Annotated in this window: 19 protein-coding genes; 6 read left to right on the plus strand and 13 right to left on the minus strand. The window is 69.4% G+C overall.

What is annotated here, in order from left to right; genetic code table 11:
* Window positions 1-3: 3 nt before the first annotated feature.
* Genes AC3WTD_RS00755 through AC3WTD_RS00765 form a run of 3 tightly spaced genes read right to left on the minus strand, consistent with a single transcriptional unit; the run spans window position 4 to window position 2,890 of the window.
* Window positions 4-1,359 carry a GldG family protein gene (locus tag AC3WTD_RS00755; RefSeq protein WP_492612724.1) on the minus strand — a complete coding sequence of 452 codons (1,356 nt, stop codon included), beginning with the start codon at window positions 1,357-1,359 and terminating at the stop codon, window positions 4-6.
* The gene (locus AC3WTD_RS00760) at window positions 1,359-2,129 is read right to left on the minus strand and encodes an ABC transporter permease (protein WP_492612725.1); all 771 of its coding nucleotides are present in this window, start codon (window positions 2,127-2,129) and stop codon (window positions 1,359-1,361) included. Before AC3WTD_RS00760 ends, AC3WTD_RS00755 begins: the two co-directional genes overlap by 1 nt.
* A complete protein-coding gene (locus AC3WTD_RS00765) occupies window positions 2,126-2,890 on the minus strand; it encodes an ABC transporter ATP-binding protein (protein ID WP_492612726.1) in 765 nt (254 codons plus the stop codon). The genes AC3WTD_RS00760 and AC3WTD_RS00765 overlap by 4 nt, the downstream gene beginning before the upstream one ends.
* A gap of 174 nt (window positions 2,891-3,064) precedes the next feature.
* Here AC3WTD_RS00765 and AC3WTD_RS00770 point away from each other — a divergent pair, with 174 nt between their 5' ends.
* On the plus strand, window positions 3,065-4,258 hold the full coding sequence (locus AC3WTD_RS00770; protein WP_027494071.1) for a DesA family fatty acid desaturase: 1,194 nt from the start codon (window positions 3,065-3,067) through the stop codon (window positions 4,256-4,258).
* Between the two features lie 296 nt (window positions 4,259-4,554).
* Here the strand turns inward: AC3WTD_RS00770 and rpmG are convergent, their stop codons facing one another.
* Both rpmG and rpmB read right to left on the minus strand, forming a co-directional pair.
* Window positions 4,555-4,722 (minus strand): 50S ribosomal protein L33, encoded by a 168-nt coding sequence (gene rpmG, locus AC3WTD_RS00775; protein ID WP_008438511.1) that lies wholly within the window; start codon window positions 4,720-4,722, stop codon window positions 4,555-4,557.
* Between the two features lie 11 nt (window positions 4,723-4,733).
* Window positions 4,734-4,970: a 50S ribosomal protein L28 gene (gene rpmB, locus AC3WTD_RS00780; RefSeq protein WP_008438513.1), complete on the minus strand. Its 237-nt coding sequence runs from the start codon at window positions 4,968-4,970 to the stop codon at window positions 4,734-4,736.
* 295 nt (window positions 4,971-5,265) lie between these two features.
* On the opposite strand from rpmB, the gene secB reads away from it, so the two are divergent.
* The 3 genes from secB to AC3WTD_RS00795 all read left to right on the plus strand — a co-directional run bounded on the left by secB (window position 5,266) and on the right by AC3WTD_RS00795 (window position 9,933).
* A complete protein-coding gene (secB, locus tag AC3WTD_RS00785; RefSeq protein ID WP_027494072.1) occupies window positions 5,266-5,769 on the plus strand; it encodes a protein-export chaperone SecB in 504 nt (167 codons plus the stop codon).
* A gap of 9 nt (window positions 5,770-5,778) precedes the next feature.
* Window positions 5,779-6,804, plus strand: coding sequence for an NAD(P)H-dependent glycerol-3-phosphate dehydrogenase (locus tag AC3WTD_RS00790; RefSeq protein ID WP_027494073.1), 1,026 nt, complete (start codon window positions 5,779-5,781; stop codon window positions 6,802-6,804).
* Between the two features lie 111 nt (window positions 6,805-6,915).
* Window positions 6,916-9,933: a DEAD/DEAH box helicase gene (locus tag AC3WTD_RS00795; protein WP_492612727.1), complete on the plus strand. Its 3,018-nt coding sequence runs from the start codon at window positions 6,916-6,918 to the stop codon at window positions 9,931-9,933.
* A gap of 7 nt (window positions 9,934-9,940) precedes the next feature.
* Here the strand turns inward: AC3WTD_RS00795 and AC3WTD_RS00800 are convergent, their stop codons facing one another.
* From AC3WTD_RS00800 to AC3WTD_RS00820, 5 genes are all read right to left on the minus strand, one after another.
* Window positions 9,941-10,261, minus strand: a complete 321-nt coding sequence (locus AC3WTD_RS00800; protein WP_027494075.1) for a hypothetical protein — start codon at window positions 10,259-10,261, stop codon at window positions 9,941-9,943.
* A 97-nt stretch (window positions 10,262-10,358) separates the two neighbouring features.
* Complete coding sequence (locus AC3WTD_RS00805; protein WP_027494076.1) at window positions 10,359-11,042, minus strand: HAD family hydrolase; 684 nt, start codon at window positions 11,040-11,042, stop codon at window positions 10,359-10,361.
* 19 nt (window positions 11,043-11,061) lie between these two features.
* Window positions 11,062-12,309, minus strand: coding sequence for a hypothetical protein (locus AC3WTD_RS00810; protein WP_492612728.1), 1,248 nt, complete (start codon window positions 12,307-12,309; stop codon window positions 11,062-11,064).
* Window positions 12,310-12,350: 41 nt separating this feature from the next.
* A complete protein-coding gene (gene glk / locus AC3WTD_RS00815; protein ID WP_027494078.1) occupies window positions 12,351-13,361 on the minus strand; it encodes a glucokinase in 1,011 nt (336 codons plus the stop codon).
* A gap of 111 nt (window positions 13,362-13,472) precedes the next feature.
* Complete coding sequence (locus AC3WTD_RS00820) at window positions 13,473-15,107, minus strand: S53 family peptidase (RefSeq protein WP_492612729.1); 1,635 nt, start codon at window positions 15,105-15,107, stop codon at window positions 13,473-13,475.
* Between the two features lie 155 nt (window positions 15,108-15,262).
* Between AC3WTD_RS00820 and hemB the strand changes: the two genes are divergently transcribed.
* Both hemB and pyrC read left to right on the plus strand, forming a co-directional pair.
* Window positions 15,263-16,255 carry a porphobilinogen synthase gene (gene hemB / locus AC3WTD_RS00825; protein WP_492612730.1) on the plus strand — a complete coding sequence of 331 codons (993 nt, stop codon included), beginning with the start codon at window positions 15,263-15,265 and terminating at the stop codon, window positions 16,253-16,255.
* Window positions 16,256-17,087: 832 nt separating this feature from the next.
* Window positions 17,088-18,125, plus strand: coding sequence for a dihydroorotase (gene pyrC, locus AC3WTD_RS00830; protein WP_492612731.1), 1,038 nt, complete (start codon window positions 17,088-17,090; stop codon window positions 18,123-18,125).
* A 239-nt stretch (window positions 18,126-18,364) separates the two neighbouring features.
* Here pyrC and AC3WTD_RS00835 read toward each other — a convergent pair whose 3' ends face one another.
* The 3 genes from AC3WTD_RS00835 to trxA form a co-directional block, all read right to left on the minus strand.
* Window positions 18,365-19,732, minus strand: a complete 1,368-nt coding sequence (locus tag AC3WTD_RS00835; RefSeq protein WP_492612732.1) for a glutamate--cysteine ligase — start codon at window positions 19,730-19,732, stop codon at window positions 18,365-18,367.
* Window positions 19,733-19,934: 202 nt separating this feature from the next.
* A complete protein-coding gene (gene rho, locus AC3WTD_RS00840) occupies window positions 19,935-21,719 on the minus strand; it encodes a transcription termination factor Rho (RefSeq protein ID WP_492612733.1) in 1,785 nt (594 codons plus the stop codon).
* A gap of 188 nt (window positions 21,720-21,907) precedes the next feature.
* Entirely contained in the window at window positions 21,908-22,234 is a 327-nt protein-coding gene (gene trxA / locus AC3WTD_RS00845) for a thioredoxin TrxA (RefSeq protein WP_008438536.1), read from the minus strand.
* Window positions 22,235-22,456 lie beyond the last annotated feature (222 nt).

A 22,456-nucleotide genomic window follows, 5' to 3' on the forward strand; every position in this document is an offset into this window, starting at 1 on the left:
CGCTCAGCGCCGCCGCCGGCGCCAAGCGATCAGGCCGCCTGCCAGCAGCAGCAACAGCGGCAGCACGACCAGGAAGCCGATGCTGAGCGTGTTCAGTTCGGCTTGCGAGATCTGCAGCAGCCGGTCCGGCGCGCCGCGCGGCGGCAGCTGGACCAGCTTGTCGTCGCCCAGCAGCCAGTCGAACACGCGCTCGCCCAGCGCGCGGTTGCCGCCGTTGCCGAGGAAGGTGTTGGAGAGGAAGTCGCCGTCGCCGATCACCACCGCGCGCTGCTCGCTCTTGTCCGGGCTGGGCGACAAGCGGCTCAGCGCGAAGCCGAAGTCCAGCGGGCCCTTCAGTTCGCCGGCGTCGGCGTCGTAGCGGATGTCCGAAGGCCTGCTGTTGTCGATCGGCTGGAACTCGGTCCAGCTCTGCGCGCCGGAGCGCAGGAACGGCTTGGCCGCCCAGTCGCCTTGCGCCAGCTGGGCCAGCGCGGAGGCCTGCGGGAACAGCGTGGTCAAGGTGAAGCCGCGGGTGATCGCCTGCGGCGGGTAGCTGCCCAGCGCGATCAGGCGCGGGTCGTGCAGGCCCAGCGCGGCGCCGGAACCGTCGACCAGCACGCCCGGCAGCACACGGACGCCGAGCGCGGAGGCCAGCGGAGCGAGGCCGAGATCGTCGTTCGACGGCTCGCTCAGCCACAGCAGGTTGCCGCCGTTCTGCACGTAGGCGACCAGCGCCTGCACCGCGCCCGGCGGCAGCGCCAGGCTCGGGCTGGCCAGCACCACCAGGTCGGTGTGCTCGGGCACCGCACTGACCTGCGCGAAGTTCAGCGGCACCGCGCGCAAGCCGCGCGCTTCCAGCTGCGTGATGAAGGTGCCGAGGTCGGCGTTGGCCTGGCCGTCGGCGCGCCGTTCGCCGTCGCCGGTGACGAAGGCCACGATGCGGTCGCTGCCACGCAGCAGCCGTTCCAGCGCGTTGGTGAGGCTGCGCTCGGACAGCTCGTCCAGCCGCTGCTCGCGATCCCTGTAGTGCAGGATCAACGCGCCGTCGACGGTGATGCCCAGCTCGCGCATCTTCGCCGGGTCCAGCTGCGGGTCGACGAAGCGCAGCGTGAGGTCGCTCTTCACCGCCTGGTAGCGCTGCAGGAAGCCGGCCACGGTCTGGCGCAGGTTGCCCTGCGGGTTGGCGTAGCTGGTGATCTCCACCAGGCCGTCGAATCGGGCCAGCACCGCGCGGCTTTCCGCCGACAGGCTGCTGCGGCCGTTTGCGGTCCAGTCGGCCTGGTGCGCGTAGCGCGTGCTGAGGTAGCCGAGCGCCGCGGCCGCCAGCACCAGCAGCAGCGCGAACAGCCAGCCGTCCAGACGTCTGAATAGATGGCGCATCAGCCGCGCTCCCGGTCGGCGTCGAGCCGGCGCGTGGCCAGCGCCAGCGCCAGCACGATCAGCAGCGCGAACCAGACGAGGTCGGTGCTCGAGACCAGCCCGCGCAGCAACGGCTGCAGGTGCGTGCTCATCGCCAGCCAGTTGATCGCGCCGCCGTTGACGCCGGCCATCTGCGCGCCCAGGTTCACGCTCCACAGCGCCAGCGCGATCACCAGCGCGGCGGCGGCGGCCAGCGCCGGATGCGAGGCGAAACTCGAACAGGCCACGCCGACCGCAGCCAGCGCCGCCAGCATCAGCGCCAGGCCCAGCGTGGCGGCGGCCAGCTTGCCCCAGTCGAAGTGGGTGGCGTGCATCAGCGCCAGCGGCATCGCGAGTGCCAGTGCCAGCCACAGCAGCAGCCAGGCCAGCACCGCCAGGTACTTGCCCAGCACGATGCGCCAGGCCGGCACGCCCGCGGCGAACAGCAGCGGCAGGGTGCCGTTGCGACGCTCGCCGGCGAGCGTCGACATGGTGAGCAGCGGCACCACCAGGAACGCCAGCTGGGCCAGCTGGGCCAGCAGCGGCACGCCGACCAGGTCGGTGAAGCCGGGGCCGTCCGGCAGCGCGGCGCGCTGGATCTGCCCGGCCAGGAAGCCGCCCAGCAGCAGGGTGAAGTTCCACGCCAGCCACGCTACGGTGAGCGCCGCCAGCACCCAGGCCAGCGGACGCACCAGCAGGCGGCGCCATTCCAGTCGCGTCACGGCGACGGTGTTCGCGAAAGCATGGCTCATGCGGCGCGCGCCGGTGCGGTGCCGCCGTTCATCGCGATGCCGAAGAAGGTTTTTTCCAGCGCGGCGTGGTCGTCGGCGCGCACCGGGCCATCGTGGCGCAGCGTGCCCTCGTGCAGGATCGCCACGCGGTCGCACACCGCGGTGACCTCGGCCAGCAGGTGGGTGGACAGGATCACCGCGGTGCCGGCCGCGGCCTGCTCGCGGATCAGCGTGCGCAGCGCGGCGACCTGCACCGGGTCGAGCGCGTTGGCCGGCTCGTCCAGCACCAGCAGGGCGGGGCGGTGCAGCAGCGCGCAGGCCAGGCCGAGGCGCTGGCGCTGGCCCTGCGACAGCACGCCGGCCAGGCGCCGGGCCAGCGGCTGCAGCTCCAGCCGCGCGATGATCGCGCTGCGCGCCTGGCGCAGCGCGGCGCCGTTCAATCCGCGCAAGCGGCCATGCGCGTCGAGATGCTCTTCGACGCTCAGCTCGGCCCACACCGGCGCGCGTTCCGGCAGCCAGCCGATCTGCGTGCGGGCCAGTTCCGGCTGTTCCAGAAAATCCTCGCCACTCAGCTCGATTCTGCCGTTGTCGGGCTTCAGTGCGCCGGCGATCATCGACAAGGTGGTGGACTTGCCGGCGCCGTTCACGCCCAGCAGGCCCATTACCTGGCCGGCTTGCAGCTCCAGGCTGAGATCCTGCACGGCGGCGCGGCCGGCGCGGCGGCGGCTGAGCCGGTGCAGGCGCAGGACGGGAGGGGATGAATCGGCAGGCGACGAGGTCATTGCGTGATTGTCACGGCGCCCCCATCGTTAGACAACAGGCGCAGGCCGCGGGCGTGGATAACGTCACTTTAGCGTCCGGCTCTTGACCGACTGCTATCATTCGTGGTTCGCCGTGCTGGCGGGTATGGAAGCCCTCAATCTACACTGCATTCCATCCCTCACCCGGTGCTTTCCATGCTCGACGCTGTACTGGATTTCCTGAACGACGGTCTCGCCCATGCCAGTTGGGGCCAGATCCTCGTCTACATGCTGGTGGTCACCCAGCTCACCATCTTCACGGTGACGATCTACTACCACCGCTGCCAGACCCACCGCGGGGTGGACCTGCACCCGCTGGTGCAGCACTTCTTCCGCTTCTGGGGTTGGCTCACCACCGGCATGGTCACCCGCGAGTGGGTGGCGGTGCACCGCAAGCACCACGCCAAGGTGGAGACCGCGGAGGATCCGCACAGCCCGCAAATCTACGGCATCAAGAAGGTGTTCTGGGATGGCGTGTCGCTGTACCGCGACGCCAGCTACGTGAAGGAAGACCTGGAGAAGTACGGCCGCGGCACCCCGGACGACTGGATCGAGCGCAAGCTCTACACCGGCCATCCGTACTGGGGCCCGGCGCTGATGCTGGTGATCAGCCTGGCGCTGTTCGGCGTGATCGGCGCCGCGCTGTGGGCGGTGCAGATGATCTGGATCCCGTTCTGGGCCGCCGGCTTCGTCAACGGCATCGGCCACTGGTGGGGCTACCGCAACTTCGAGAGCGCCGACACTGCCACCAACCTGATCCCGTGGGCCTTCTGGATCGGCGGCGAGGAGCTGCACAACAACCACCACGCCTTCCCCAGTTCGGCCAAGTTCGCCCTGCGCAAGTGGGAGTTCGACATCGGCTGGGTGGTGATCTGCGCGCTGCAGAAGGTGGGTCTGGCCAAGGTGCTGCGCGTGGCGCCCACGCTGGACGTGCGTCCGAACGTGCGCCTGCCCGACGCCGACACGCTGAAGGCCGTGCTCACCCACCGCTTCCAGGCGATGACCGACTACTACCGCAACGTGATCGTGCCCACCCTGCGCGACGAAGCGGCCCATGCCGGCGAGAACATCAAGGCGGTGCCGCGCCGCATGCGCCGTGCGCTGGCCGACGGCGGCCGCTGGCTGGACAGCGAAAGTCGCGACCGCCTGCAGGCCGTGCTGGCCAAGCGCCCGACCCTGAAGACCGTGTGCGAGTTCCGCACCCGTCTGGCGGCGTTGATGGAACAGCGCGGCGCCGAGCAGGCGCTGAAGGGCCTGCAGCAGTGGATCCGCGAGGCTGAGGAAAGCGGCATCCGCTCGCTGCAGGAATTCGCGCAGCGGCTCAAGGGCTACAGCGTCGCGGCGGCCTGAGCGGCCGCGACAGATTCCGGCAAAACAAAACCCGCCGAATGGCGGGTTTTGTTTTTTTTGGGGCGGCGGGGCCTTGGGGATGCCTCGCTTGTGGTAATTGGTGCCGCTGGCGTGTCCGGTGCCCGTACCGCAATGGCGAATCGGGCGACGAAAGAAAACCCGCTACGCGGGCGGGTTCTCCTTGAGGTGTCGTGTTGCTGCGGCAGATGCGGGTGCAAGAGCCGAAGCGATCCCTGCCTACGCAGGGATGACGTTCTGACAGAGCCGCTCGCGCGGAGCGCGAGCGGGTCAGAACGTCACTTGATCTTGCCTTCCTTGTAGATCACGTGCTTGCGCACGACCGGGTCGTACTTCTTGAACTCGAACTTTTCCGGCGTGTTCTTCTTGTTCTTCTGCGTGGTGTAGAAGTGGCCGGTACCGGCCGAGGAGATCATGCGGATCTTGTCGTTTGCAGTCTTGGCCATGACGGATCTCCTTAGACCTTTTCGCCGCGGGCGCGCATCTCGGCAATCACGGCCTCGATGCCATTCTTGTCGATCGTGCGCAGGGCATTGTTGGAAACGCGCAGCTTGATCCAGCGGTTCTCGCTGGGCACCCAGAAACGACGCTCATGCAGGTTCGGCAACCAGCGACGACGGGTCCGGTTGTTGGCGTGCGAGACGTTGTTGCCGCTCTGCGCACCCTTGCCGGTGACTTGACATACACGGGCCATGACTTGCCTCCGTAATTGTTTTTGGACACCCGTTGGCCAGGGTGCGATCGGCCCAGCGGCGCCAGGCGCCACGCGATGCTGGAGTTGTCGCAACGCATGATCGTGAGGTCCGTACCGCGTGGCGGACCGCCCGGAAACACCGGGCCGACAGAGGCGAGCCGCGCATTCTCGCAGAAAAACCAGTCCCGGCGCAATCTTGCGGGGTTCCGCCGGCGTCGGTTGGCGTGCGCACTGCGGGGATGTATGGAACAATCAGCCTCTTTTGTACACACGACCCAGACCCGAGGAATCCCCGATGGCACAAGAGATCACCAACGACCAGGCCAACGGCCAGGCCAGTCAGCCGCAACTGGTGATGCAGAAGATCTACGTGAAGGACGTGTCCTTCGAGGCGCCGAATGCGCCGCAGATCTTCCAGGAGCTCGACGAGAAGGACCAGCCGCAGGTGCAGCTGAACCTGGGCCAGAAGGCGACCGACCTCGGCAACAATCTGTACGAAGTGGTGCTCAGCCTCACCCTGACCTGCACCGTCGGCCAGCGCACCGCCTACCTCGCCGAGGTGGAGCAGGCCGGCCTGTTCGGCATCGCCGGCTTCAGCGAGATGGACCACGCCGGGATCATCGGCAGCTACTGCCCGAACCTGCTGTTCCCGTACGCCCGCCAGGTGATCTCCTCGCTGGTGCTGGAAGGCGGCTTCCCGCCGTTCCTGCTGCAGCCGATCAACTTCGATGCGCTGTTCGCCGAGCAGCAGCGCCGCATGATGGGCGGCGACGACGCGCCGGTCACGCTCAACAGCTGAGCCGTGTCGATGGCCGAAAACCCGAAGCTGACCGTCCTTGGGGCCGGCTCCTGGGGAACCGCGCTGGCGGCGCTGGCCGCCCGCAACGGCGTGCCGACCACACTGTGGGGGCGTGACCGCGAGGCATTGGCGACGATGGCCGCCCGCCGCCGCAACCAGCGCTACCTGCCGGACACCGAGCTGCCGGCAGAGCTCACCTACGAAGCCGACCTGGCCGCCGCCGTGCGCGGCGCCGGCATCGTGCTGATCGTGGTGCCCAGCCATGCATTCGCCTCGATGCTGGACGAGATCGCGCCGCTGCTCGATGCCGGCACCGCGATCGCCTGGGCGACCAAGGGCTTCGAGCCCGGCACCGGTCGCTTTCTGCACGAGCTGGTGGCCGAACGGCTGCCGGGTCGCGCCGCAGCGGTGATCACCGGCCCGTCGTTCGCCAAGGAAGTCGCCGCCGGCCTGCCCAGCGCGGTCACCGTGCATTCGGACGACGCGGCGTTCGCGCAGCGGCTGGCCACCCTGCTGCACGCGCCGAACCTGCGTGCGTACTCCGGCGGCGACGTGCTCGGCGCCGAGCTGGGTGGTGCGATGAAGAACGTGCTGGCGGTGGCCACCGGCATCGCCGACGGCATGCAGCTGGGGCTGAACGCCCGCGCCGGCCTGATCACCCGCGGCATGAACGAGATGCTGCGCCTGGGCGTGGCGCTGGGTGCGCGGCCGGAGACGCTGATCGGCCTGTCCGGCTTGGGCGACCTGGTACTGACCTGCACCGGCGATCTCTCGCGCAATCGCCGGCTTGGCCTGGCGCTGGGCCAGGGCGTGGCGATCGACGAGGCGGTACGGCGGATCGGCCAAGTGGTGGAAAGCATCCTCACCGCCGATGAGGTGGCGCGGCTGGCCGACAAGCATGGCCTCGACCTGCCGATCAGCGCCGGCGTGCGCGCCGTGCTGCACGGCGAGGTCACCCCGACCGACGGGCTCAAGGCGCTGATGGCGCGCGAGCAGAAGCCGGAATACCCGCACGGGCTGTTCGGTACCGCGTAAGCCGCACGCCGCGTGCCTGGGCGCTTCGGCCCGGGTGCGTTTTCGACCGTCGCATCCTGCCGTCGCGCTGCTAAGCTCAACGTTTTGGTTGTCGCCACGGACCGTACGCGCATGCAGCAACCGGACGGGAAACCCCACGCCGCCATCGCGCCATCCGGCGATGACGAAGCCCTGCCGCAGGCATGGCGGCGGCTGCTGGCCGCGCCGAAGCCGGCCGTGGTCGACGAGCACGGCGTGCTGGGGTTTTTCCTGGAAGTGATGCCGGAGGACGGCGCCGCGTTCGCCCGGCTGGACGTGGCGCCGGTGCTGCTGGCGGTGGTCGAGCACGGCCGCCACGCGCGGCCGGTGCCGCTGGACAGCCGGCACCTGGCGCAGTCGCCGCTCGAGCTGCACGAGCAACGCCTGGCCGCGACCATGCTCGGCCTGCCGCAGAGCGTGCGCAAGGGCCGCAGCTATGCGCGCCTCGGCAGCCCTGTCGGCGACACCCTGCTGGCCGAGATCCTGGATACCGCGCCGTGCTTCCTCGGTGGCCTGGCCGGGCTGCGGCTGTCGCGCGGCAAGTCGCATCCGCTCAACTGGCACTGGCAGCTGGAAGCGGACGGCAGCCAGCGCCTGCTGCCGGTGCTGCCGCACAACCAGCGCCTGCTGCGCATCGACGGGCTGTGGTACCTCGATGCCGAATGCGCCACCGTGGGCCGCTTCGACGCGGCGGTCGAGGAAACCCGCTGGCTGGAGCTGCCGCCGCTGAAGCACGAGTACGGCCGCAGCCTGCGCAATCGCCTGGCCGGCAGCCGGCTGGCCACGCGGGTGCCGTTGCCGCAGGTGTTCGATGAAGTGCGCCGCTCGGCGCTGGCGCCCAAGCCCGTATTGACCCTGCACGCGCTGACCCGGCACGTGCGGCTGGCCGCCGGCACGCCACCGCTGGGCTACGCGCGGCTGGCCTTCGACTATGCCGGCGAGCGCCTGCCCGCGCGCGGCGGTGAGCCGCTGGTGCGGCGCGTGCGCAACGGCCAGCTGGTCGAGATTACCCGCCGCCGCGCCGAGGAATTGTCGGCTATGGAGCAGCTCGAACGCGCCGGACTCACCCCCGGCGTGGATACCGAAGGCTTGCCGTGGGACGTGGCCGAAACGCTGCCCGACGACGCCTGGCTGTTCCCCGGCACCGGCTACGCCGGGGCGCTGGAGGTCAACACGCCGGCACGCTGGCTGGCGCTGCGGCCGAAACTCGAAGTGGAAAATTTCCAGGTCGAGTACGCGCCGAGCTTTCCGTTCGAGGTGCTGGAAGGTCCGGTGCACTGGTACGGCCACGCGGTGGAAGACGCCGACGACCACGCCTTCGACCTGGAAATCGGCATCGAGCTGGACGGCGAGCGCCACAACCTGCTGCCTGCGGTGGCGCAGGCGCTGGCCGAGCACCAGCTGAACCTGCGCCCGGCGCCCAACGAGCCGGAAGACGCGGTGTGGTACGCGCCGGTCGATGCGCGCCGGCGCGTGCCGGTGCGCCTGAAGGAACTGCGCGGCCTGCTGGCGCCGCTGGCCGAGTACCTGGAGAAACCGCGCCGCAGGTTGCACCTGCCGCGCGTGCAGGCCGGCCGGTTGGAGGAACTCGCCGCGGCGATGCCCGGTGACGGCACGCTGGAGGCGGCCGAGCCGCTGCTCGGTTTCGCCGCGCGCCTGCGCGACGCCGCCGAGCGCGCCAGCGACGCGGTGCCCGACGGGCTCACCGTCGAGCTGCGCCCGTACCAGCGCGAAGGTCTGCGTTGGCTCAACGCGCTGGCCGAGGCCGGCGTCGGCGGCGTGCTGGCCGACGACATGGGCCTGGGCAAAACGCTGCAGCTGATCACCCACCTGCTGGCGCTGAAGCAGGGCGGCGCACTGGGCCAGCCCGCGCTGGTGGTGGTGCCGACCAGCCTGATCCCGAACTGGCAGGCGGAGATCGCACGCTTCGCGCCGATGCTGCGCGTGCTGACCCTGCACGGGCCGCAGCGGGCCGAGGAGTTCGCCCAGCTGGGCGCGCAGGACATCGTGCTGACCAGCTATGCGCTGCTGCCGCGCGACGTGGTCGCGCTGCGCAGGCAGCCGTTCGCGCTGATCGTGCTGGACGAGGCGCAGCAGGTGAAGAACCCGCGCACGCAGGCGCGGCGTGCGCTGCTCAGCCTGCGCACGTCACGCTACGTCTGCCTTACCGGAACGCCGCTGGAGAACCACCTCGGCGAGCTGTGGTCGCAGATCGACCTGGCGGTGCCCGGGCTGCTCGGCGACGAAGGCGCGTTCCGCCGCTTCTATCGCCTCCCGATCGAGAAGCAGCACGACGAGGAATGCCAGCAGCGGCTGAACCTGCGCATCGCGCCGTTCATCCTGCGTCGGACCAAGGCACAGGTGGCCAGGGAGCTGCCGCCGAAGACCGAGATCACCCGCCGCGTGGTGTTGGAAGGCCGCCAGCGCGACCTCTACGAAGGCCTGCGGCTGTCGCTGGCGGAAGAACTGCGCGAGGTGATCGCGCAGCGCGGCATCGCGCACTCTGGCATCGTGGTGCTGGACGCGCTGCTGAAATTGCGCCAGGTCTGCTGCGATCCGCGGCTGGTGAAACTGGAAGCCGCGCGCGGCGTGCACGAGTCGGCCAAGTTCGAGCTGCTGATGGACATGCTGCCGGCGCTGCTCGACGAAGGGCGCAAGGTGCTGCTGTTCTCGCAGTTCACCGGCATGCTGAAACTGATCGCCGCCGAGCTCGACCGCCGGCGCATCCGCTACGTCACCCTGACCGGCGACACCCGCGACCGCGCCGAGCCGGTACAGCGTTTCCAGAATGGCGAAGTGCCGCTGTTCCTGCTCTCGCTGAAGGCCGGCGGGGTGGGCCTGAACCTCACCGCCGCCGACACCGTGATCCACTACGACCCGTGGTGGAATCCCGCCGCCGAGGCGCAGGCCAGCGACCGCGCGCACCGCATCGGCCAGGACAAGCCGGTGTTCGTGTTCCGCCTGATCACCTCGGGCACGGTGGAGGAACGCATCGAGCAGCTGAAGGAGCGCAAGGCCGAACTGGCTGCGGCCGTGCTCGAAGGCGGCGGCAGCCGCGAGAGGCTCAGCTTCGACGAGGGCGACCTGGACACGCTGCTGGCGCCGGACTGAGCCTGCCTCAGGACGATGGCCGCAGACGCGTGCGCAGCAGCGCGTCCACCGCCTGCTGCCACTGCGGCGAGCCGGGTTGCGATTGCGGCGCTTCCTGGCCCAGTTTGGCCTGCACCGCCCGGTTCCATGCATCCGAGCCGTGGCTGGGGCCGTGGCCGTCGTCGGCGATCTGCAGCGAGCGGTCGACCCACGCATACCATTCGGGCGAGCCCAGTGCCGCGTTGGCCGGTGCGGATGGGCCGGCGGTGTCGGATGGCGGCGGTGCCGGCGAGGGCGAACAGGCGGCAAGCAGCAGGGCAAGCGGCAGGCTGGCGACGAGGCGGCGCATGGAAGGCTCCGTGGACAGTTGATCCGAGCCTACCGCGCGCATGCACGGCGGTGATTAAGTTTTCATGATGCGCGGCGGCGCGGTTCAGCGAAGTGGCTCAGTCGCGCGCGGCCACCTCGTCGAGGTGCCACAGCAGGCCAGCCGGGTCGTCGTACACGCGGAATGCGCCGGACTGCTGCAGCTCGGCGTGGCCGTAGCCGCCGGAGAGCAGACCCACGCCGAGCGCGTGCGCACGCTGCGCGGCGAGCATGTCCCACACGCTGTCGCCGATCACCAGCGACTGCCGGATGTCCACGCCCAGCCGCGCCGCGGCGGCGAGGAACAGGTCGGGGTCGGGCTTAGCGTGGCGCACCTGGTCGCGCGTCACCACCGGTACCTTTGACGGGTCGACGCCGAGCGCCGCCAGGTTGGACGCGGCGGTTTCCATCCGCCCGCTGGTGGCGATCGCCCACGGGATGCCCTGCGCGGTGAGGTAATCCAGCAGCTCGCGCGAGCCGGGCAGCGGCCGCACCGAACCCTGTGCGTGCTGCCGGTTGAACGCCTCGGCATGCCACTGGCGCAGGCGGTCGAGGCGCTCCTCGGTGATCGCCAGCCCGGTCTCGCGCAGCAGGATGTGCGCGAACAGGCCGCCGCTCATGCCGATCTTGCGGTGGATCCGCCACACCGACAGTTCCACACCCTCGCGATCCAGCGCTTCCTTCCACGCCAGTACGTGCTGGTAGACGCTGTCGATCAGGGTGCCGTCGAGGTCGAACAGGAAGGCGGTGTCGTGGCGGGGCATGGAGTTTCTCCGTGGGGTATCAGTGCAACAGGTCGATCCTGCGCAGGCCGCGCCGGCTCGCATCGAGGTTGCCGCCGGGCGGCCAGCCGACCACGGTGTCGACGACGGTGCCGTGGTCGGGAAAGTAGAACACCGGAGTCTCGACGCGCTCGACCATCGGCAGGCTGGCGTTGTCGTAGGCGATGCCGAGCCGCAGCGCGGGATGCGCCTGGTTCCACTCGCGCACGGCGTCGAAGGCGGTGACCTGCGCGGGCGGCACCACCCATTGCCCGTACTCGCGGAACAGCTCGCGCAGCAGCGGCTCGGCCTCGATGTCGCGCGCGGCGTTCGCGGCAAAGTGGCAGCCGGTCGAGGCCAGCACGGTCACCTGCGCCGGGGCGCGCAGGTTGAAGCGGAAGCGCACCAGCTCGCGCGTGCGCGTGTCTGGCGTGACGACCCACAGACTGGGCTGGCCGCTGCGGATACGGCTGAACGCGCGCATCGACGGCGGCGGCTTGCGTCCGGCCTCGGGATGCGCTGCCAGCAGCGCGCGGGCCTCGTCGTCGTGGTGCGCGATGAGCAAGGCATCGTGGAAGTCGGCGAGCTGCGGGCGATCGACGCGCTGGCGGCGCTCCAGTTCGGCGAAATCGCGGCGCAGGTCGGCGAGGTAGTCCGGCTGGCCGGTGGTTCGGAAAGCGAGGTTCGCCGCGCGGAACAGGAATTCCACGTTGCGGTCGCCGAGGGCACGCCGTCGGGCGTCGGCCTGCGCGGGCGTGAAGTCCGCGCCATAGCTGCGCGCGATGGCCTGCGCCTGCGCGTCGAGACCGTCGGCTTGCGCGGTCGCGGCCAGCAGGCGGTCGTAGGCCGGTTCCAGCACGCTGGCCGCGGGTTCGTGCGTGGCGGCGCGCGGCATGGTCAGCACATCCAGATCGATGGCGTAGCTCTGCACGCCGAACAGGCGCAGCAGGGTATAGGCCTGTTCGCGGGTGAGTTCGTAGCGCAGGTCGGCGAGGCTCAGGCGGCCCAGGCCGTGTTCGCGGTACACCAGGCTGTCGAGAAAGCGGTGCCGTGCACCCGGCGTGAGCCAGTCCAGCGGCGACTGCGCCGGCGGGGCATCCCGCTGGTAGGCGTCCAGCGCCGCGCGCGAGGTGATCGGTGTGGCCGGGATGGCCAGTGCCACATGGCGGGTGACGCCGGCCGGCGGCGGCTCCACCGCCAGCGCCGCGAACGGCAGCGCCGACGCGTGCAGGCACAGCAGGCGGACGATGGCGGCGCATGGCATACGCATGCCTCGCATTCCGTCGGAAGGATACGCGCCGGCCCGTGTAGCTAACACGTCGGAAGCAGCGTTCTCCCCGACTCCAGCACCGCCAGCGCCGCCGCGCCGAGCAGGCCCGGCTCGGGATTCATGATCGCCTGGGTCGGCACCTTTTCCATGATGTCGCGGAAGCGGCCCTTGGCCTCGAAGCGTTCGCGGAAGCGGCCGCGTTCCAGCCACGGCAGCAGCACCGGGATCAGCCCGCCGGTGAGGTAGACGCCGTTCCACGCGCCCAGCGTGAGCACCAGGTCGCCGGCGACGCTGCCGAAGATGCCGGCGAAGGTCTCCACCGTACGCGTGCACAGCGGGCAGCTGCCGTCCTTCGCGCGGGCGGTGATGTCCTCCGGCTTCAGCGCGTCGGGCGTCGCGCCGACCATGTGGCAGATCGCGTCGTACAGGTTCACCAGGCCCTGGCCGCAGATCAGCCGCTCGTTGGAGACGCGCCCGTACTTGTGGTTGAGGTAGTCGAGGATGGCGATGTCCTCCGGCGTGTGTGCGGCGAAACCGGCGTGGCCGCCTTCGGTCTGCAGCACGCTGCAGTGGCCGCCGCGCACCAGCAGGCCGCCCACGCCCAGGCCGGTGCCGGGGCCGACGACGGCGAAGGTCTGCTCAGCTTCGGCGCCGACCACCGGGCGCGGCACCGTGCCCACGTCGACCAGGTCGTCGCCATGCAGCAGGGTCACCGCCATGCTCTGCGCGGCAAAGTCGTTGACCAGGTGCACGTATTCCAGGCCCAGCGCGCTGGCCGTCTGGTGCGCCGAGATTGCCCACGGGTTGTTGGTGACCTTGACCGTCTCGCCGTCGACGATGCGGCCGGCGGCGGCCACGATGGCGCGGCTCACCTTGAGGCCGGTGTCGGCAAGGTACTGCTTCGCGGTCGCGACCAGCGAATCGTGCTCGGCCACCCGGTAGCGCCGGATGCTGTCGCTCAGCAGCGGCTGGTCGCGCGATGGATCGGCCACCCCGAAACGGACATTGGTGCCGCCAAGATCGACGAGCAGGGTGGGGGCGGAAACGTGCATCGGGACTCCAGTGGGGACACGGAAAGCAGCAAGCCTGCCGTGAATGCGCCCTAGCGTCCAGCGCCGGTCGCATCCGGCAGGCGCGGGTCGCCCGGCGCGTGGCGGGTGAGCTCATGGTTTTTCCTTGCGCTTGCTGCCCCTGCCGGGCGGCTTGTGGCCGCCGTGCTTGGGCTTGTGCCCCCCGTGCTTGGGCGGGTGGCCGGGCGGCGCCGGAGTGGGATTGGCCGCACCTGCCTGCAGGGCGCCGAGCAAGGCCTGTCCGTCCGGGCTGCCCAGTCCGGTGCAGGCGTCCCAGCCCGGGCCCGCCGTGTAGCTGCCGTTGTCGCCCTGGGTGATGTCGTGGAAGGCCCCGCCGCCGAGGTCATACAGGGCGGCCTGCACCGCGCCCAGCGGGTGGCCGAGCTGTTGGCCAAGGCGAGCCACCAGCGCGGCCCACAGCGGCGCGACGGCGCTGGTGCCGCCGACCACCTCGTCCTGGCTGTCCACACGCACCGCATAACCGGTGAGCGGATCGGCATTGCCCGCGACATCCGGCACGCCGCGCCCGGCGAAGCCTGCGGCTGTCGCGGGCACCGCCGCGCCCGCCTGCCATGCGGGCAGCGCAAACACGGCACTGACGCCGCCACCGGTGGCGCCCTCGTTGGCCGCGGTTTCGTTCCAGGTCACCTCGCTGCTGATCGCGCCGCCGCTGGCGAGCAGCTTGGTGCCCCCGCAGGCCAGCACGGACAGGCTGGCGGCGGGAAAATCCACATGCGGCCGACCATCGCTTTCGCCATCGCTGGAGCCGCCGTCGCCGGCCGCCACGGTCACCGTCACGCCGAGTGCGGCGGCGTCCTCCAGCGCGGTTTCCATCGCGTCGCGCGACGCCGTAACCCAGCTGTCTTCCGGAGCGCCCCAGCTGATCGACATGGCCGTGGCCGGCAGGCTGCTGTCGTGCGCGGCCTGCGAGATCGCGTTGTAGAAGCCCTGGTCGGTATTCGGGGCGAAGTAGACGGCCAGCTTCGCCGCCGGTGCCAGCGCGCCGGCGATCTCGATGTCCAGCATCACCTCCGCATCCGCGGCGCCGCCGGGCTGGTTGCTGCCGCCGTCGATCGACACGGCGGTGATGGCGGGCGTCGCCAGGCCGAGCGAACTGAAGTAGGTATCCAGATCGGCCTGCCGGTAGCCACCGCCCAGTTCGATGATTGCGATGACCTGGCCGCTGCCGTCCGCGCCGGCGGGAAAGTCGTACAGCTGGCCCACCTGCAGCGGCGTGTAGGTGTTCACCGGTTGCGCCTGTGCCACGCGGAAGTGCGGCCGGGCGACCGGGCGGCGGTCGAGGCCCAGCACCGCGATCACCGCCGGATCCGGCAGGGTCGGCGCCTGCGCGGAGCCGACATAGACCACTCCGCCGGACGTCAGCTCGTAGCGGCCCAGCTGCACGCCGAACGCGTGCTGCAGGGCTTGCACCGTGCCGCGCAGGTGCAGCGTCCGCCGCGCCGGCTCGCTGGCCAGTTCCTGCAGGCCGTGCTGGCGGCCGAAGTTACGCAGGCGATCCAGGTCGTCCGGGTCGGCGCCGTAGCGGACCTCGAAGTCGGCATGCCGGGTGGCCCGCGAGGAAGGTGGGGCCACCGTGTCCAGCGGGCTCCGGCGGCGCAGCACGAGGGTCACGTCGAGCGACGCATCCGGAGCGTGTCGGCCCAGGTAATGGGCGCCGGGCGGCTGGTGCTGGCGGATGGCCGGGGTGGGGGTTCGGGTGGTGCCCATGGGGCTTCCTCCGGGGGAATGGTGGCGAATGCCATGTCGAGGGTGCCCCGGAAAATGTTATGGCCCGGTTGCGCCGGCGTGTCGCGGATGTCGTGGCGACGCCGCGTTTGGCGTTGTGGCTTAAAATGCGCGGATACGCCCTGCCAGGACCCGCCATGAGCTTTCCCGCCATCCGCATGCGCCGCATGCGCCGCGACGCCTTCTCCCGCGCGCTGATGCGCGAGCACACCCTACTGCCCAGCGACCTGATCATGGTTGCATTCGTGATCGATGGCGAAGGCCGGCGCGAGGCGGTGCTGTCGATGCCGGGGGTGGATCGGCTTTCCATCGACGGCTTGCTGGCGCTGGCCGGCGAATGCGTGCGGCTGGGCATCCCCGCGCTGGCTCTGTTCCCCTCGCCCGGTGCCGATGTGAAGTCGCTCGACGCCAGCGAGGCGTGGAACCCGAACAACCTGATGCACCGCGCCACCCGCGCGCTGAAGGCGAAGTATCCCGAGCTGGGCCTGATCGGCGACGTGGCGCTGGACCCGTACACCACCCACGGCCAGGACGGCCTGATCGACGACGCCGGCTACGTGATGAACGAGCCCACCGTCGAGGCGCTGATCAAGATGTCGCTGGCCCAGGCCGCGGCCGGCATGGATTTCGTGGCGCCGTCGGACATGATGGATGGCCGCATCGGCTCCATCCGCGACGCACTGGAAGAAGCCGGCCACATCCACACGCGCATCCTCGCCTACTCGGCGAAATACGCCTCCGCGTTCTACGGCCCGTTCCGCGACGCGGTCGGTTCCGCGGCCAACCTCGGCAAGGGCAACAAGCACACCTACCAGATGGACGTGGGCAACAGCGACGAGGCGCTGCGCGAGGTCGAACTGGACCTGCTCGAAGGCGCCGACGCGGTGATGGTGAAGCCCGGCCTGCCCTACCTCGACGTGCTGCGCCGGGTGAAAGACACCTTCGGTGCGCCCACCTTCGTCTACCAGGTGAGCGGCGAATACGCGATGCTGAAGGCCGCCGTGCAGAATGGGTGGCTGGATGAGAAGGCGGTGGTGCTGGAAGCGCTCACCGCGTTCAAGCGGGCGGGGGCGGATGCGATCCTTACCTACTATGCAATCGATGCCGCGCGGTGGTTGCGCGGGGAATAGGCACAACTCCGCTGCTGCCAATACAGGGGGCAGGTTCAGTTCTTGTGGCAGGCCATCGTGCTTTGCAGAAGCAAGAGCTTTCGTGCGCCTTCGGCGCGCGAGTTACTTTCTCTTTGCGTGGCCAAAGAGAAAGTAACCAAAGAGAAAGGCCACCCCGCTTGGCGCTTGCCGGACATCCTGTCCGGCAAGTCCGTGAGCCGGGGCCGGGCTTTTCGACCGGACTCCTGTCCGGGCGAAAAGGAGTCGACATCCCTGTCGACTCCCCTGCGGGCCTGTCGACCCCGGCTCACCGCCGCACAGGGGCCCCGGGTAGAGCTGCGGGCCATCCTGGCCCGCACTCGGTGATGAAGCGGAAAGCAACAGCCACAGCAAAGCACCGCTTTGCTGTGGCTTCGCTCTCGCTCTTGCTCTTGATCTGGTTCTTCTGAAGAGTGCGCGCCAGGAGGGCGCGCTGCTCTACCCGGGGTCCCCTCTGCAGCGGCGGCCGGGTGGTGGAAAAGCCCGCAGGGTGGCCGGCAGGGATGCCGGCCAGTTTGGCGTCAGCACAGGCAACGGCATGGATGCCGGAGTTGAGGCAACGCAGGAGCGGTTGCCCGATGTGCTGTCGACAAACCCCACCACCCGGTCGCGGACCTTGCGGGCAGGATGCCCGCAAGGCGCGTAAGCGGGGTGCCCCTCTCTTTGGTTACTTTCTCTCGGGCAAGCGAGAGAAAGTAACTCGCCCTCCGCAGGAGGGTGAAAGCTCTTGCTCGTGGAGGACTGGCAGCCCGGGCCCAAAGCATGGTGGCGCGATACCATTGCGATCTCCGATCGCAACCCGAGTTCGCCCGCCATGACGCCCCCGCGCCTAGAAATCACCCGCCCCGACGACTGGCACCTGCACCTTCGCGACGGCGACGCGCTGGCTTCGGTGGTCGGCCACACCGCGCGGCGTTTCGCCCGCGCCATCGTGATGCCGAACCTGAAGCCGCCGGTGACCACGGTGGCGCAGGCCGAGGACTATCGTCGGCGCATCCTTGCCAGCCTGCCGGCGGGCGCGCGCTTCCAGCCGTTGATGACGCTGTATCTCACCGAGAACACGCCGGTGGAGGAAATCGCCCACGCCAAGGCCAGCGGCAGCGTGTTCGCGGTGAAGTACTACCCGGCCGGCGCCACCACCAATTCCGATTCCGGCGTGCGCGAGCTGTCGCGGGTGCACCACGTGCTGGAGGCGATGGAGAAGCACGAGCTGCCGCTGCTGATGCACGGCGAGGTCACCGACTCGGCCGTCGACATCTTCGATCGCGAACGCGTGTTCATCGAGCGCCACCTGCTGCCGCTGCGCGAGCGCTTCCCGGCACTGCGCATGGTGCTGGAGCACATCACCACCAGCGACGCAGCCGAGTTCGTCGCCGGCGCGCCGGCCAACGTGGCGGCCACCATCACCGCGCACCACCTGCTGCTCAACCGCAACGCACTGTTCGAGGGCGGCATCCGCCCGCACCACTATTGCGCGCCGATCCTCAAGCGCGAGACGCACCGCGCCGCGCTGTTGCAGGCGGCCACCAGCGGCGATGCGCATTTCTTCCTCGGCACCGACAGCGCGCCGCACCCGCGTGAGGCGAAGGAAGCCGCGTGCGGCTGCGCAGGTTTGTACACCGCCCACGCGGCGCTCGAACTGTATGCCGAGGCATTCGAACAGGCGGGCCGGCTGGATCGGCTGGAAGCGTTCGCCAGCTTCCATGGCCCGGATTTCTACGGTCTGCCGCGCAACACCGATCGCGTCGCACTCGAACGCACCCCATGGAGCGTGCCGCAGGTCTATCCGCTGGGCGGCAGCAGCTGCGTGCCGATGCGCGCTGGCGGCAGCGTCGGCTGGTCGCTGGCGTAAGGCGCGCGCCTCCCGCTCCTGGTAGGAGCCCGCTCGCGGGCGATGCTCTTCGAATCCCGAATCCCGAGCAGGTGCATCGCCCGCGAGCGGGCTCCTACGGGCGGTGGTGTGTCCGGGATGGTGATGGACACAATGCCATCATTCAGGCCGTAGGTTGGGGTGAGCGTATGCGAACCCCCAACATCACGGCCGTGTGGACGTTGGGGTTCGCCCCAACCCACGGTGTGGGGACCGGACGCTCAGTAGGCGAACTCGCGGAACAGCGGGTCGATGTTGCCGTGCCACGGACCGTGGAACAGCTCCAGCTTGCGCTCGGCCGGGGTCTGGTTGGCCTGCGCGATCTCCACCAGCGGTTCGAGGAAGATGCTTTCGTCGGCACCGTGGCGATTGAGCCGGGCGCGGCGCTTGAGGCCGTGGCCGGCGATCTTCAGCGCCTCTTCGGCGAGGTCGCGTACCGTGCCGCCGCGGAACGGCAGCTTCAGCGCGTGCTTCGGCACGCCGTCGCGCAGGGCGTGGCGCTCCTCGCGGCTGAAGTCCTTGACCAGGTCCCACGCCGCATCCAGTGCCTGCTGGTCGTAGAGCAGACCGACCCAGAACGCGGGCAGCGCGCACAGCCGGTTCCACGGGCCGCCGTCGGCGCCGCGCATCTCCAGGTACTGCTTCAGGCGCACCTCGGGGAAGGCGGTGGTGAGGTGGTCGGCGAAGTCCTTCATGGTCGCGTGCACGCTCGGCAGCGTGGGCAGCTCACCGGCCAGGAAGCGTTTGAAATCCTGCCCGGCCAGGTCGATGTAGCGGCCGTCCTGGTAGCTGAAGTACATCGGCACGTCGAGGATGTAGTCGACGTAGCGCTCGTAGCCGAAGCCGTCGGCGAACACGAAGTCGAGCATGCCGGTGCGGTCGGGGTCGGTGTCGGTCCAGATCTGCGAGCGGTACGACAGATAGCCGTTCGGACGTCCTTCGGTGAACGGCGAATCGGCGAACAGCGCGGTGGCGATCGGTTGCAGCGCGAGGCCGACGCGGAACTTCTTGATCATGTCCGCTTCGGAGGAGAAATCCAGGTTCACCTGCACCGTGCAGGTGCGCGTCATCATGTCCAGGCCGAGCGAGCCGACCTTGGGCATGTACTCGCGCATGATCTTGTAACGGCCCTTCGGCATCCACGGCATTTCGTCGCGGCGCCACTTCGGCTGGAAGCCCATGCCGAGGAAGCCCAGGCCCATGCCGTCGGCGACCGAGCGTACCTCCTCCAGGTGCGAGTTCACCTCGCAGCAGGTCTGGTGGATGGTCTCCAGCGGGGCACCGGACAGCTCCAGCTGGCCGGCCGGCTCCAGCGTGATCGAGGCCTTGTCGCGCGACAACGCTACCGGGGTCTCGCCTTCGCGAGCGATGTCCCAGCCGTAGCGCACGGCGATACCTTCGAGCAGGGCGCGAATGCCGCGCTCGCCCTCGAACGGGGGTGGGCGTAGATCATCGGTACGGAAGCCGAACTTCTCATGCTCAGTGCCGATGCGCCACGCCTCGTGCGGTTTTTCGCCGGCGGCGAGATAGTCAGCAAGCTGCTGGCGGCCGGCGATCGGGGTGCTCTTGACGGCACTGGGTATGGACACGGGCGAAGCCTCGCTGGAGGAGCCGACACTATGGGGGCGGCGCAAGCCGACGAAAAGGGGTGTCGTGGAATGCGGGGTCGGAGCTGCATTGGAGCAGCATCGCGAAGGTGCCGCCTTGAGCTGGGTCAGGCGGGTACAGGAAGGAAGACGGCGGCCCGTGGCCGCCGTCTTCCGTCACTTGCGATTCCCGAGTCCCCGCGTCTCAGCGCTTCATCGAATTGAAGAACTCGTCGTTGGACTTGGTGTTTTTCATCTTGTCGAGCATGAACTCCATCGCGGCCAGTTCGTCCATCGGGTGCAACAGCTTCCGCAGGATCCAGATCTTGGCCAGCATGTCCGGGTCGATCAGCAGGTCCTCGCGGCGGGTGCCGGAGCGGTTGATGTCGATCGCCGGGTAGACGCGCTTCTCGGAGATGCGCCGGGACAGGTGCACTTCCATGTTGCCGGTGCCTTTGAACTCCTCGTAGATCACCTCGTCCATCTTGCTGCCGGTTTCGGTCAGTGCGGTGGCGATGATGGTCAGGCTGCCGCCTTCCTCCACGTTGCGGGCGGCGCCGAAGAAGCGCTTCGGGCGCTGCAGCGCGTTCGCGTCGACGCCGCCGGTGAGCACCTTGCCGGAACTGGGCACCACGGTGTTGTAGGCGCGGGCGAGGCGGGTGATCGAGTCGAGCAGGATCACCACGTCGCGCTTGTGCTCGACCAGGCGCTTGGCACGCTCGATCACCATCTCGGCGACCTGCACGTGACGCACGGCCGGCTCGTCGAAGGTCGAGGAGATGACCTCGGCGCGCACGGTGCGGGCGATCTCGGTCACCTCTTCCGGGCGCTCGTCGATCAGCAGCATGATCAGATGCGCTTCGGGGTGGTTGTAGGTGATCGCCTGGGCCACGTTCTGCAGCATCATCGTCTTGCCGGACTTCGGCTGCGAGACGATCAGGCCGCGCTGGCCCTTGCCGATCGGCGCGATCAGGTCGAGGATGCGGCCGGTGATGTCCTCGCTCGACCCGTTGCCACGCTCCAGCTTGTACGCCTTGCGCGGGAACAGCGGGGTGAGGTTCTCGAACAGCATCTTGTTCTTCGACGCCTCCGGCGGATCGCCGTTGATGTCGTCGACGCGCAGCATGGCGAAGTAGCGCTCGCCTTCCTTCGGGTGGCGCACGCGCCCGGTGATGTAGTCGCCGGTGCGCAGGTTGAAGCGGCGGATCTGGCTGGGGCTGACGTAGATGTCGTCGGGACCGGCCAGGTAGCTCTCGTCGGCTGAGCGCAGGAAGCCGAAGCCGTCCTGCAGGATCTCCAGCACGCCCTCGGCCCAGATGCCGCCGCCGGAGCGGGCATGCGCCTTGAGCACGTTGAAGATCACGTCCTGCTTGCGCGCGCGGGCGACGCCTTCGTGCACGCCCAGCGACTCGGCGAACTCCAGCAGCTGCGGCGCCTTCATGCGCTTCAACTCGGTGAGGTTGATCACCCGGTCGTTGCTGCCCGGATCGGCGTTGTCGTCGTCCACCGGCAGGCCGTTCGGGTTAGGGCGCGGATGCTGCTGGCGCCCTTGCTGCTGGTTCGGGTTGCCGCCGCGTTCGTTGCGCCGGCGCCGGCCGCGGCCTTCGCGGCCCTCGCGGCCGCCGTTGTTCTGGTTCGGGTTCTGACCCTGGCCCTGGCCCTGTTGGTTTTGATTCTGCGGCTGGCCGGGGTTCTGGCTGGCCGGCTGGTCCGGGTTCTGGCCAGCCGGCGATACGAAGTCACGCGATTCCTGCGTCGGGCGTGGCGCCGCCGGCGGTATCGGCTGGCTGGCCGAGGCGGGTGCCGCCGCCGGAACGATCGCAGGCACCGCAGGCTTGTCGGCCGCGGCCGCCTTCTCGGCGTTCGCGGCCGCGATCGCGGCGGCCGTGCGGCGCGGCGCGCGGGGGCGCGGCTCGGGCTTGTTTTCGGCAACGAGGCCGGCGTCGGCGCCCGGGGCGTCGTTCGGGGTTCTGTTTTCGGTATCGGACACGGGCAATCCTCGCGGGGCGCCGTTGAATTGCAGGAGGGAGGGTGTGCGTCGCGCGGCAGGCGCAAGGGGACAGGACTGTCCCGACGGACGCGATGGAATCTAGCACCCGCCGCGTGCTGGCGTAAAGCCTCGCGCGCCTGCCGGGCGGAGCCGGCGAGGCGGCGGACAGCGGGTTTGCAACGGGTGGATCAGATGGCCTTGTCGATCATCTGGGTCAGCTGGCCCTTGCTGACGGCGCCGATCTGGGTGGCTTCGACCTTGCCGTTCTTGAACACCATCAGGGTCGGGATGCCGCGCACGCCGTAGGCGCGCGGGGTCTGCTGGTTCTGGTCGATGTTCACCTTCACCACGCGCAGCTTGCCTTCGTACTGCTGGGCCAGCTCGTCCAGCATCGGCGCGATGGCCTTGCACGGGCCGCACCACTCCGCCCAGAAATCCAGCAGCACCGGGGTCTCGGACTTCAGCACCTGCTGTTCGAAGGCATCGTCGTTCACATGGGTAATCAGGTCGCTCACCGGGGATCTCCGTGGCTGGGGGGGCCAGAACTGGCAGGTGGAAAACAATGGGGTGGCCGGGGGCCAAAAACAAGGAGTGGCGACGGGCAGGGTCACCATCGGCTACACTCAGGCGCCCACGAAGCGCGGGTTGGGCGGGAAGAAGGCAAGGTCTTCATTCCAGCGCAACTCCGGGCACGATTCAAGGGCGGCTTGCACAGCCGCCCGTCAGACCGCCGGCAA

The sequence above is a fragment of the Rhodanobacter sp. FW106-PBR-R2A-1-15 genome, assembly GCF_058789735.1.

What these genes read in the sequence shown, in the direction of transcription:
- AC3WTD_RS00755 (WP_492612724.1), bottom strand. Translation starts at nt 1,359, where the DNA reads ATGCGCCATCTATTCAGACGTCTGGACGGCTGGCTGTTCGCGCTGCTG.
- AC3WTD_RS00760 (WP_492612725.1), bottom strand. Translation starts at nt 2,129, where the DNA reads ATGAGCCATGCTTTCGCGAACACCGTCGCCGTGACGCGACTGGAATGG.
- AC3WTD_RS00765 (WP_492612726.1), bottom strand. Translation starts at nt 2,890, where the DNA reads ATGACCTCGTCGCCTGCCGATTCATCCCCTCCCGTCCTGCGCCTGCAC.
- AC3WTD_RS00770 (WP_027494071.1), top strand. Translation starts at nt 3,065, where the DNA reads ATGCTCGACGCTGTACTGGATTTCCTGAACGACGGTCTCGCCCATGCC.
- rpmG (WP_008438511.1), bottom strand. Translation starts at nt 4,722, where the DNA reads ATGGCCAAGACTGCAAACGACAAGATCCGCATGATCTCCTCGGCCGGT.
- rpmB (WP_008438513.1), bottom strand. Translation starts at nt 4,970, where the DNA reads ATGGCCCGTGTATGTCAAGTCACCGGCAAGGGTGCGCAGAGCGGCAAC.
- secB (WP_027494072.1), top strand. Translation starts at nt 5,266, where the DNA reads ATGGCACAAGAGATCACCAACGACCAGGCCAACGGCCAGGCCAGTCAG.
- AC3WTD_RS00790 (WP_027494073.1), top strand. Translation starts at nt 5,779, where the DNA reads ATGGCCGAAAACCCGAAGCTGACCGTCCTTGGGGCCGGCTCCTGGGGA.
- AC3WTD_RS00795 (WP_492612727.1), top strand. Translation starts at nt 6,916, where the DNA reads ATGCAGCAACCGGACGGGAAACCCCACGCCGCCATCGCGCCATCCGGC.
- AC3WTD_RS00800 (WP_027494075.1), bottom strand. Translation starts at nt 10,261, where the DNA reads ATGCGCCGCCTCGTCGCCAGCCTGCCGCTTGCCCTGCTGCTTGCCGCC.
- AC3WTD_RS00805 (WP_027494076.1), bottom strand. Translation starts at nt 11,042, where the DNA reads ATGCCCCGCCACGACACCGCCTTCCTGTTCGACCTCGACGGCACCCTG.
- AC3WTD_RS00810 (WP_492612728.1), bottom strand. Translation starts at nt 12,309, where the DNA reads ATGCGTATGCCATGCGCCGCCATCGTCCGCCTGCTGTGCCTGCACGCG.
- glk (WP_027494078.1), bottom strand. Translation starts at nt 13,361, where the DNA reads ATGCACGTTTCCGCCCCCACCCTGCTCGTCGATCTTGGCGGCACCAAT.
- AC3WTD_RS00820 (WP_492612729.1), bottom strand. Translation starts at nt 15,107, where the DNA reads ATGGGCACCACCCGAACCCCCACCCCGGCCATCCGCCAGCACCAGCCG.
- hemB (WP_492612730.1), top strand. Translation starts at nt 15,263, where the DNA reads ATGAGCTTTCCCGCCATCCGCATGCGCCGCATGCGCCGCGACGCCTTC.
- pyrC (WP_492612731.1), top strand. Translation starts at nt 17,088, where the DNA reads ATGACGCCCCCGCGCCTAGAAATCACCCGCCCCGACGACTGGCACCTG.